Below are 11,758 nucleotides of genomic sequence, written 5' to 3'. Positions count from 1 at the left end.
TTAGTTGAGAGTGGGGTATACCTTATTATTTTCGGTCAATTCATTAACTTTTTGCACCACTTGATAGCCTACTTCATCATTTATTTCAAAAAATCGTTTGGCACAAGCAATCTTAAACCGCTCTTCCCACTTCAATTTATCAACCACCACCCCATCTTGAATGGATTTATCGCCTGTATTTTTGGTCTCAGCGATAAAATAAACCTGCTCGCCATTTTTATTGATGACAACCGCCCAATCAGGATTGTAATTACCGATTGGTGTTGGGATTTTAAATTTTTTGGGTAATTTAAAATAAAAATCTACTTGCTCATCATAATTTTGACACTGTGTGGCAAATGTTTTTTCTGTACCTGAATCCAAATCCAATACACTATTGTAAATGGTTCGGTGCATTTTATCTTTATCCACTTCAAAAGTATAATCATTAACAAAAATCGGATAAGTCTCAAACAGATTTTGTTCATACATTTCATCTAATTTTTGATAATAAATGCCGTTTTTCATCAAATCGTACAGTTCATTATTGATGATTTCTGCCACAATTTCAATAAAGCGCTGTGGGTTATTTTTAATCTCATCAATTCTGCCAGATTGCTTTAAAATTTCCACCAAAGTTTGACGAGTTAATCCCGTTTTATTTTGCAATGCCTTTAAAATATCAGGTATGGAAATTTTTTTGTCCAAATACTGGTACTCAGAATAAACCTCTTTTGTCTGTACGCCTGTTTCGCTATTTTGAATGAGTCGTGCTTTTTTAATTTCAATTTTTGGTTTGGCAATGGCTGGCATATTATTTAATGCTTGGCTTGCCAATTTAATCAACTCATCGCTATCAAATTGCACACGATATTTGGTTTTTTGGCGAATACGCTCCCAAATTTGTAAAAATAGTGGGTCGGTAAAGGCATCAAAACGATAAGTTACCGTGCGTTCATTTTTAGCGTCTTTGATATTAGATTTTTCAAATTTAACACCACAATCATCGATATATTCCTGCTGTAAACTGCTGGCAAATTGCTCATAGCTTTCATTGGGGATTACCGTTAAAATATTGACCTGTTCATCATAAACTCTCTCGCCATTTTGATTGACACATAGTCTTAGACCACGCCCAATTTCTTGGCGTTTTTTAATGGTAGATGTGGTTTCATTTAAAGTACAAATCTGAAAAACATTGGGATTATCCCAACCTTCTTTTAAGGCTGAATGACTAAAAATAAAGCGCACAGGTTCATCAAGCGATAATAACCGCTCTTTATCTTTCATAATCAATTCATAGGCATCATTATCATCTTTGGTTGTGCCGTTACTATTTTTGGCATTACCTTTTTTATCTTGGCTAAAATAGCCATTATGTACACCTTGTGCCGATTGCCCTGTTTCTAATTCATACAATTCTTCAAACCAATGATAAAATTTACCGATTTCGCCTTGTGCATTGGTGCGATAGTTTTCTACCTTGTCAATAAAAAACAGCGATAAGACTTTAATGCCCAATGGCGTCAATTCTCGTTCACGCTTTAAATGTTCTTTAATGGTACAATGAATTTGTTTTTTCATCACTTCATCTTTTAAAGCGTCCATATTTACACCAGCATTCATATTGATGCTATTGGCAAAACTGATGCTTTGATTTTCCAAATCAATACCATTAACAATAAATCCTTGATAATTGGGATTTTGTTTTGATTTTTCATACAAATCATCGCCTGTTTTTATAGTAACTGATTTGCGTTTTAATTCTTTATTTTCATTGATATCAATGATAATTTTGGCTTTTAATCCGCCTTTATTAGCGACTTCTTTTAATTCAATAAAAGCATTATTTTTATCCTGCGACACCACAGAATTGACGACAATTTGTTTTACCAAATTCTTTTCAAATGCTTGCACGGGATTTAGGCTATATACTTTATTGATAATTTCTTTATGCGTTGCTGAATAACCGACCGTGAATAATGGATTTAAATTTTCAATGGCATTTTTGCGTTTATCACTGCTGATATTTTGTGGTTCGTCAATAATAATGATTGGATTCGTTGCTTGAATTAACTCCATCAATACGCCATTTTCTCGCTGCTGATTGATGATATTGCTTTCTTTTTCAAAAGATTGAATATTCATCACCAAAATTTCAATATGCGCACTTATGGCAAATTGTTTGAGCAGATTGGTTTTTTGACCGCTGTATTCATAATAATGATAAATTGGCGAATTAAATTCAGCTTTAAAATGGGCTTTTGTGCTATTTAAAGTTTGCAATACACCTTCACGAATGGCAACACTTGGCACAACAATGATAAATTTTCGCCAGCCATAGCGTTTGTTTAATTCAAAAATGGTATTAAGGTAGACAAAAGTTTTGCCTGTACCCGTTTCCATTTCTACGCTAAAATACAAATTATCCAATTTATCAGACAAAGAAAGCTGATTTTGCGTTTGGATATTTTTTAAATTATCAAAAATATCATCTTTGGATAATGATAATTCATTGGCAATGACACGCATATTGTCTTTATCCGACAAGCTAAAATCATCTTGATGATGTGTGATTTCGCCTTGAAATAAATCCACAATACTGTCAATCGCCTGTTTTTGATAATCTAACTGTTCGTATTGAATTTGCATCATCCATTCCCCCAATAATTAAATGCTTTCAAAATTTAGTCCAGCATCTTTAAATTGCAAAATCACATTGGATTTTTCGCTGTCATTTAAAAATACTTTGTCTAGGACAACGGTTTTGGCAGGTTTTTTGTCAATAATGGCGTTAAACTCATCTTGGGATAATGAATTTAGCACAATGGCGTATGATTTATTTTCACAAGTTAGCCAATAAATGCCGTTATCAAATTTAATATCCGCCGTTAATTTTAATCCCATTTTTAATAGCAATTCATAGACAATATCCATTTCATTGGCATTGTCTTTTAAGGGGTCAATGTATAGTTCTAATTGCTTAGATATATCATCATCAATCTGCCACGCTTTAAAATTACTATCGCTTAATTTAAATACTTTAAAGCCTGTATCAATCTTTTTTTCAGGATTTTCGGCTTTGATTTTTGCTCCTGCACGGCGAATGCGTTCTTTGGATATGTCGCTAATGGTTTTAAATCCAGCTTTATAGGCTTCAGATTTTTCATCGGTGAGTTCAGGTAATTGCACCATAATAAATTGACGATTACCATTGTCTTCGCTATTTAATTGCATAACAGCGTGGGCGGTCGTTGCCGAACCTGCGAAAAAGTCTAGGATTATTGAGTTTGAATTGCTACTATGTTCAATAATTCTTTTTAAAAATTTGGTACTTTTTGGGTAATTAAAGTGCTTAGCCAAATTAATATCCAATAATTCTTTTGTGGCAACTTGGTTCATAAATTCATTATCACAAAATACCAAACTGTCTAATGTTTTTTGTGTTGTCTTTAAATCTTTTTTATATCTTTTAAAAATAAACCCCCTTTCATTTTCCTTATGTTCTTTCTTAAAACAAATATTGCCATTATCAATATGTTTTTGGATTGTCTTTTGTGAAAAAAGCCAAAATCTACCAGTTGGCGGATAATCTATTTTTCCAGTATAGGGGTTTGTAATTGAAAAATAGTTATTTTTCTCCGTTCCACTTTTTGCACTTGGGTCGCTTGAACACCAATCTCCATTGGGGTCATTATCTGGATTTGAATATCCCGATAAATCTTTTTCTCCGCCTAATAATTTTATCAAGTCTTTATTTTTTGCATAAATTAAACAATTTTCGTGTTGTAAGTTTAAACCAGTTTTAGCATCATTTGTGGTTGATTTTGTTTTTCTGATTAAATCCGCAACAAAATTCTCCCCGCCAAATATTTCATCACACAACAACTTTAATTGAGCTTGTTCATGATCATCAATACTAATAAAAATCACGCCATCATCAGAAAGTAAAGTATGGGCCAAATGCAATCGTGGCAACATCATATTAAGCCAATTAGAATGATAATGCCCATTGTCTTTGCTGTTCTTTTTAAAGGATTTTAATAATTTTCCGTGAATATCTCTATCACCAATCGCAACTTCATAATCCTTTTTGCTTTGGCTAAAATCATCGTGATAAATAAAATCATTGCCCGTATTGTATGGCGGGTCAATGTATATCATTTTGATTTTGCCTGCATAGGATTTTTGTAATATTTTTAGGGCTTCTAAATTATCGCTTTCAATAAAAATGTTTTGTGTGGTATCAAAATCCACGCTCTCGCTAGGGCAAGGGACTAATGTGTTACTGGTGGGGGCTTGTAGGGCTTGATAGGCGGTTGATTTGCCTGCCCAATTTAAGCCGTAGCGTTCGTTTTGAGCAAGGTGGTCGCCCAGTAGGGTTTTGAGTTTTTCTAGGTCTAGGGCGTGTTCGCTAAAAATTTCAGGCAGAATTTGACGAAGTTTGGCTAATTTTTCACCAAAAAAGTCGGTATTATGGGCGGTTTTTAGGCTGTTGGTTGGTTGGTTGGTTGGTTGGTTGGTTGGTTGGTTGGTTGGTTGGTTGGTTGGTTGGTTGGTTCATTTTGCGATTTTCCATAGCAAGTGTCAAGTAAAATTTTTTATTCTAACAAATTGTTTGGTAAACATAAAGCCAATTTTTGGCAAAAATAAAGGCGTACCATTTAGCACGCCTTTATTTTTAAATTACAATTAACGCCTAGCCACGAACCGCTTTTACCGCTTCACCCACCGCCTTTTTAAAGCGATCAATGACCGTCTGACATTCTTCACGAGTGATGGTGATTGGACAAAGCAGACGAACCACTGTACCACCACGACCACCACGCTCCAAAAGTAGCTTATTATCAAAGCACGCTTTTTGGATAGCGACCGCAAGCTCACTGTCGGCAGGGTATGAACCCATATGGTCGGCGGATTTACGCTCGTCTACAATCTCAATACCCGTCATTAAGCCACGTCCACGCACATGACCGATACAGGGGAATTCTTGTGCAATTTTACGCAGTTCATCACGCAAAAACTCGCCTTGAATGCGTGAGTTTTCGGCAAGGTTATTGTTGGTGATTTGCTCTAGAACATTATAGCCTGCTGCCATGGCTAGCTGATTGCCACGGAAAGTACCTGTATGGCCTGCTGGCGACCACGCATCAAATTTTTTGTTAATGGCAAGCACGGCAAGGGGTAAACCACCGCCCACCGCCTTAGACATGACGACCACATCAGGGACGATTTCGGCGTGTTCAAAGGCGAACATCTTGCCAGAGCGAGCAAATCCTGCTTGCACCTCATCTAGGATAAGCACGATGTCGTGTTTGGCAGTAACCTCACGAATTTTTTGTAGCCATTTTTTGGGCGCAGGGACAACACCGCCTTCGCCCTGAATGGCTTCTAGGATAACGGCAGCGGGTTTTACCACACCACTTTCCACATCTTCGATGAAGTTTTCAAAATAATAAGTTAAAGCGTCCACGCCCACTTCACCGCCCAGACCCAGCGGGCAACGGTATTCGTGTGGATAAGGCATGAACTGCACGCCTGCCATGAGATTGCCCACTTTTTCTTTGGCGGACAAATTGCCTGTCATCGCAAGCGCTCCGTGCGTCATGCCGTGATAACCGCCAGAGAATGCGATGACATTATCACGCCCTGTGTAGGTTTTGGCAAGCTTGATGGCAGCTTCTGTACCGTCAGCCCCTGTTGGACCGCAAAACTGCAAAATAAAATCTTTTGGAAAGAATGACAACAATTTTTCGGTGAATGCGTCTTTGATTGGCGTGGTGATGTCAAGGGTATGCAGTGGCAAACCGCTTTCTAGCACGTCTTTAATGGCGTTGATTGTGGCAGGGTGATTGTGTCCTAGGGCTAGCGTACCTGCTCCTGCTAGGCAGTCAAGGTATTCGTTGCCTTCTACATCGGTAACCCAGCACCCTTGTGCTTTGGCAATGGCTAGGGGGAGTTTACGGGGGTAACTACGGACATTTGACTCCATTTGGTTTTGACGAGTCAAATAGTAGTCGTTGGTTGCACCATCTTTGGGAGCTGTTGGGGCATGATTTACAAAATGAACGCTCATATCGGATTACCATCTCAGATAAGGGTTAAAAGAAAAACCTATGAATACAATCTCAATCTTATCAATCACATATGAAAATTTGATGACTATATCCCTAAACCCAAACCCAATTTATCAACTAAAATTTGGGTTTAACAAGGTCATGACGTTCGGCGTGTGGTTCAATGGACCATAAAGGAAAAATGAAAATCCATTGCACACCAGTTTTGCAAGAGTAATCATAAATAATGATTTGACCGCTTGCACGGCAATAACACTTTTAAATTTAATAGAACAAATGTAAACTTATCAAAAATTTAAAAGTGGCAAATTATAGCACATGTTCAAAATTTGACAACTAAAATTTCATTTTGCTACCGATTTAAGTTATTGTATCATGGTTTTTTAGGACAAAACAAAAAGTTACCGATAACCAACATTTACATACATGATGAGAATTTTTTAAATTTCCTTTAAAATTTTGCAAAAGTCAAGTTGCCAATGACCTTATTTCTAATCAAGTTACAAAAAACCCCCAAAACCCTTTGCAAAATCTGCCAAATGGGTGTATAACTATAACTTTGCCAACCACTCTTTATTGTAAGGATTTTTCATGACTTTATCCCTTAACAAAGACAAAATCCGCTTTTTGCTCTTAGAAAGCGTGCATGACAACGCCCTAAAAGTGCTAAACGAAGCTGGCTACACCAACATCGAATACATCAAAACCGCCCTTGATGAAGATGAACTCATCGAAAAAATCAAAGACGCCCATTTCATCGGTATCCGCTCACGCACCCAGCTGACTCGCAAAGTGCTAGAATCTGCCGAAAAACTCATCTGTATCGGCTGTTTTTGTATCGGTACCAACCAAGTGGATTTGGACGCCGCCTTAGAGCTGGGTATTCCCGTCTTTAACGCCCCCTACTCAAACACTCGCTCGGTCGCCGAGCTGGTGCTTGCTGAGACCATCATGCTCATGCGTGGCATTCCTGAGAAAAATGCGGTCGTCCATCGTGGTGGCTGGAACAAATCCGCCAAAGACAGCTATGAAGTGCGTGGCAAGACCATGGGTATCGTGGGCTATGGCTCTATCGGCTCACAGCTGTCCGTCCTGTGCGAAGGACTGGGCATGAAAGTCATCTATCATGACGTGCTGACCAAACTGCCACTGGGTAATGCCGTGCAAATGGGCAGTTTTGATGAACTCCTAGAAAAAGCTGACGTGGTAACCCTGCACGTCCCTGACCTGCCTAGCACCCGTAATATGATGACCGCTCGTGAGTTTGGTCTTATGAAAGACGGCTCGTTCTTTATTAACGCTGCTCGTGGTGGCTGTGTCAATATCGATGATTTGGCAGACGCTCTAAAAAGTGGCAAAATCTTAGGGGCTGCCATTGACGTATTCCCCAAAGAGCCAAAATCGGCTGATGAAGAGTTTATCTCGCCCCTTCGTGCCTTTGAAAACGTCATTCTCACCCCCCATGTCGGCGGTTCTACCCAAGAAGCCCAAGCCAACATCGGTCTAGAAGTCGCTGACAAATTCGTCCGCTATTCTGACATGGGCGACACGACAAGTAGCGTAAATTTCCCCAACGTCTCCATTCCGTTCACGGACAAGAGCCATCGCCTGCTACACATTCACCAAAACGTCCCTGGTGTACTCTCGCAGGTCAATGCCTCCTTTGCGGACGCTGGCATCAACATCACCGCCCAGTCGATGATGACTCGTGGCGATGTCGGCTATCTGGTCATGGACGTGGACGACAACGACTCCGCCAAAGCCTTAGAACGCTTGCGTTCCGTACCGCAGACCATCAAGGTGCGTGTGTTGTTTTGATAGTGCCTAAATAACCCAAAAATAAAACCACTCGTGATGAGTGGTTTTATTTTATCATTCTCTGCATGATATTGGCGTATATTTATCCTTCCAGCCAGATGATCTTTCTTCCAATACACACGACCACAATCCATCTACATTACGCACCATTGATATTTTTGCTCCCTTTAGTGCAACATAGGACTGCTTGCCAAATTCAGCTGTTAATTTATTAAATCTATTGCCAGTAATATCAATACTAGCAATATATACCAAATTGGAAGTAGGATCTTCGGTCATACCAATATATTCATAATTATCATTGCTATTGGCAACCTGCGGATCAAGTGTAGGCAACCGCCCATCCGCCAAAATGGAATCAATAATGGTGCGTGCCGCATTAATCTCATAATGCACACGATTCACCTGAGCTTTGGCAATATAATCTTGATACATAGGTAAGGCAATCGCTGCCAACGTCCCGATGATTGCTACCACAATCATCAATTCTATTAAGGTGAAGCCCTGTTGGGTATTTAAATTGTTTTTCATCATAACTCTAGTAAAGAAATTAATATCTGATATAATTAAGCAATTTCTGTACCAACTTTTATTTTATGACATCACTTACCCTCTCTTTGATAAAAACCAAAGCTAAAGCCAGTATCACTCACTTTACCATCTCGTTGCTCATCTTCTGTTTTGTGGTAGCTTGGGTATATTTTTTTGCTTATCCTGACGTGTACTTTACCATGGCGGGGGCGATACAGGGGCTTACCTTGGTCTTCTTGATAGATGTCGTGCTAGGCCCTTTATTATCTTTTTTGGTGTACAATCCTGCCAAACCCAAAAAAGAAATCATCTCTGACTTGGTTATCATTGGTGCCGTTCAGATTGCCGCCTTGGTATATGGTCTGACCACACTCTACAAAGAACAACCTCAAGCAGTCATCATCTACCCCAAAAGCTCAGCAACGGTTATCAATAAACGCGAGATGACCGATTTTGAATTGGGCGAATTATCGCAATATGAAAAACTAGGCAAATTACCTGCAGCTGTCTATACACCAGATCGAAAGCACCCTTATCAGTCCATGTTACAATCTTTGGATATTATTAAAGAAACCGATCTAGCCAATCGACGTACTCTTGCTCAAAATATGGATGATTCAGCCGTCCTGCAAAGTTTGGAAAAACAATACGGCAAGCTGTATATCTTATCTGTCATGGCAAAATACAATGGAGCATACTTCGCCCTTGATGAAGACTTTAACTTGGTAGCAAAATTTGGCGAAAAACCAATCTCTTAACATCATGCTTTAACCTTAAAATGCAACCAGCTCACCCGCTGCCAATGAATGTGCGGATGGATAGGCTCCCGCATCATCAGCGGAGGCATATGATCGCCCACAACAATTACCTCAACACCTGCCATCTCAGGGCGTTTGATAAGTTCGCCTAATCCATCAAAAAACTGGGCGTGTAGCATAAAGTTATTACAAATATCGCCTTTGGGTAGGTTGTGCTTATTGCAGTCTAGTCGGTGATTGATGATGTCACCTCTAGGGTAGTGGGAATGACTGGTTAGGGTTAGCCAATAAAAGAAGTTTTTATCATGGGTGGCAAAACTTTCTGCAACAATATCAAACAGTTCGTTATCACAAATACCATTAAAAGCCTCACAACGTTTTTTGTCGCCATGATGTTCAGCAAAGACCGTCTCAGCAAAACCCATTTTTGGATACAAGAAATCTCTTTCATAAATCTGACTAAATCCACCATGCATACCTATGGTATGATACCCCATCCGCTTTAATTGATTAGGCAAACAGTTGTCAAATTCTTTATTAGCAACTTTATTAAAGGCATAACCACCCTCTACGTCAAGCAAACACAGCTCCCTAAGCTCACCTTCCACCGTTGCTCCTGCAAAGTCAAAATAACCGTCCTTGATAAACTTCAGTCTGTCAGTTTGATTGTAAATACCTGCCAAAATATCTTTTTGAGTGCTATCATGACGTGCCACTCCCCATGACTCTGCCACAATGAGTAATTTTTTATCAGAATTGCCAAAATAGCCAGAAGCGTTATCAATGTCGATGGGGATCATGGTTGGTACTTTGCCAAAATGTTTAATAAATTCACTATCTACCACCCACCGATAGCGTTTGTACTGGCTATGAATGACAAAGTAATCTGACTGAGCAAATCGTTCACCATGTCTATCTACATATTTGATTTCATTAAAGTGGCTATACGCAAAAAAACCAACGAGTGACACAAATAGCACATAAAGCCATCCTGTCTTAATCATAAAAGGTTTGGCAAGTCGTCTCATAATAAAGGGCATAACGGTAAGATATGTCGCCACAATTCCTACAAGCACTATATAACGCAAGGGGGCATTGACCAAAAATGGAGCAAGTGATATTGCTGCAAAAATATCCAAAAATGGGAATAATTGCATGGTCATCATCATAACATCAAGACTTATGGTGCAAAGCAGCACCAACATCGCCAACACACGAAAAAACTGATAAGGCAGAGCAAATAGCACACATGCCACAAAATAATCAATGTTAATAAGAGGCCGAGACACACCCACAAAATACGCACCAATCAGCAAAAAAACATTGGGAATCAGCAAAAAAATCAATGCCTGTGCCAAAAGCAGCCAATCAAGCTTTGGCAGTTTGTAATCATGAACGAGCCAATCGGGATATTTTTTAGAAGAATTCTTTTTTATGGTCATAGAACAATTACCGTTAAATTTGCATTTATAGATCAAATCCTCTATAATTCATGCATTGTGCAATAATATTGGGGAAAACTCGCTTGGTATCCTGGGAGCAAAACCCGCAAGCTAGGTTGAGATAACTCCTTTACCAAACTAGTTTGGTGCTTTATACTACCATGTCTAAAACTTACATTGGGATTGATATCGCCAAAAACACATTTGATGCCTGCTTTATTGCCCATAACACTTGGCAAAACTGTACATTCACAAATAACCAACAGGGTTTTATGGAGCTAACATTGTGGATTCAAGCACATCATTATAACACATCTACCTTACATTTGATTATTGAGGCAACGGGGACTTATTGGGAAAAATTAGCTCATTGGGCAATCTCTCATCATCATAAGGTAAGTATTGTCAACCCCTTATATATTCATGCATACGCCAAAAGTCTAGGCATACGCACCAAGACAGATAAGCAGGATGCCATTCTCTTGGCACGCTATGGTGCAAAAGAAAATCCACCTTTATGGCAGCCTAAATCAGACAACGAAATAAAACTGACTGCCCTTCTAAAACAACGTGAACACCACAAACGGCAACTCATCAAAGAACGCACTCGACAGGAAGCTCTGTCTATTTATGTGAAATCGTATACTGATGACAACATTCGTCATTGGAGTGACAGCATCACACAGCTCGATCATCAAATTTGGCAACTCATCAATTGCACGCCCGAGCTAAATCACCGTGCCAGCCTACTTGCCACAATACCCGGAATTGGCAAAAAGACACTGCCACATTTACTGGTTGCCATTGGAGATGGTTCATCATTTCAAAGTGCCAAACATCTAGCAAGCTATGCTGGGCTTGCCCCTCGTCATCATCAATCCGGCATTAGTATTCACAAGCAGTCTTCCATTGGATTTAGTGGACAAAAAGAACTACGTTCAGCCCTTTTTATGCCCGCTGTCATAGTCAGCTTTGGTCGATATCCCGCTTTTCAAAAGTTCGTCAAACGCATGGAACAAAAAGGCAAAACCAAAAAACAAATTATCATCGCCATCATGCGCAAATTACTCACCATCAGCTATGCCGTTATTCGCCAAAATCGCCCTTTTGACAAACGCATTCATGAATAACATTTATTGGTATCCTAGCTGCA

At 39.3% G+C, this 11,758-nt stretch carries 8 protein-coding genes; 3 read left to right on the top strand and 5 right to left on the bottom strand.

Translation table 11 applies throughout. The features are described 5' to 3' along the window. The 3 genes from B0182_RS13580 to B0182_RS13565 form a co-directional block, all read right to left on the bottom strand. Window positions 1-2,631, bottom strand: coding sequence for a restriction endonuclease (locus B0182_RS13580; protein WP_078275417.1), 2,631 nt, complete (start codon window positions 2,629-2,631; stop codon window positions 1-3). 18 nt (window positions 2,632-2,649) lie between these two features. After that, window positions 2,650-4,236, bottom strand: a complete 1,587-nt coding sequence (locus tag B0182_RS13575) for a site-specific DNA-methyltransferase (RefSeq protein WP_078275416.1) — start codon at window positions 4,234-4,236, stop codon at window positions 2,650-2,652. A gap of 442 nt (window positions 4,237-4,678) precedes the next feature. Next, entirely contained in the window at window positions 4,679-6,055 is a 1,377-nt protein-coding gene (locus B0182_RS13565; RefSeq protein ID WP_078275415.1) for a diaminobutyrate--2-oxoglutarate transaminase, read from the bottom strand. 592 nt (window positions 6,056-6,647) lie between these two features. Between B0182_RS13565 and serA the strand changes: the two genes are divergently transcribed. Further along, the gene (serA, locus tag B0182_RS13560; RefSeq protein WP_078275414.1) at window positions 6,648-7,874 is read left to right on the top strand and encodes a phosphoglycerate dehydrogenase; all 1,227 of its coding nucleotides are present in this window, start codon (window positions 6,648-6,650) and stop codon (window positions 7,872-7,874) included. Window positions 7,875-7,928: 54 nt separating this feature from the next. On the opposite strand, the gene B0182_RS13555 is transcribed toward serA, so the two are convergent. Beyond that, window positions 7,929-8,405 (bottom strand): pilin, encoded by a 477-nt coding sequence (locus B0182_RS13555; RefSeq protein WP_158079723.1) that lies wholly within the window; start codon window positions 8,403-8,405, stop codon window positions 7,929-7,931. A 65-nt stretch (window positions 8,406-8,470) separates the two neighbouring features. On the opposite strand from B0182_RS13555, the gene B0182_RS13550 reads away from it, so the two are divergent. After that, window positions 8,471-9,163, top strand: a complete 693-nt coding sequence (locus tag B0182_RS13550) for a hypothetical protein (protein WP_078275413.1) — start codon at window positions 8,471-8,473, stop codon at window positions 9,161-9,163. Window positions 9,164-9,165: 2 nt separating this feature from the next. Here B0182_RS13550 and B0182_RS14670 read toward each other — a convergent pair whose 3' ends face one another. Next, window positions 9,166-10,605 (bottom strand): sulfatase-like hydrolase/transferase, encoded by a 1,440-nt coding sequence (locus tag B0182_RS14670; protein WP_143821770.1) that lies wholly within the window; start codon window positions 10,603-10,605, stop codon window positions 9,166-9,168. A gap of 161 nt (window positions 10,606-10,766) precedes the next feature. Here B0182_RS14670 and piv point away from each other — a divergent pair, with 161 nt between their 5' ends. Then, window positions 10,767-11,735: an IS110 element transposase-like pilin switch DNA invertase Piv gene (gene piv, locus B0182_RS13540; protein WP_076611961.1), complete on the top strand. Its 969-nt coding sequence runs from the start codon at window positions 10,767-10,769 to the stop codon at window positions 11,733-11,735. The last annotated feature ends 23 nt before the right edge of the window (window positions 11,736-11,758 follow it).

The sequence above is a fragment of the Moraxella bovis genome (genome assembly GCF_002014975.1).
In the GTDB taxonomy this organism is placed as follows: Bacteria; Pseudomonadota; Gammaproteobacteria; order Pseudomonadales; family Moraxellaceae; genus Moraxella; species Moraxella bovis.
Note: the sequence above shows the minus strand (reverse complement) of the source record. Positions and strands in the feature narration are given on the sequence as shown.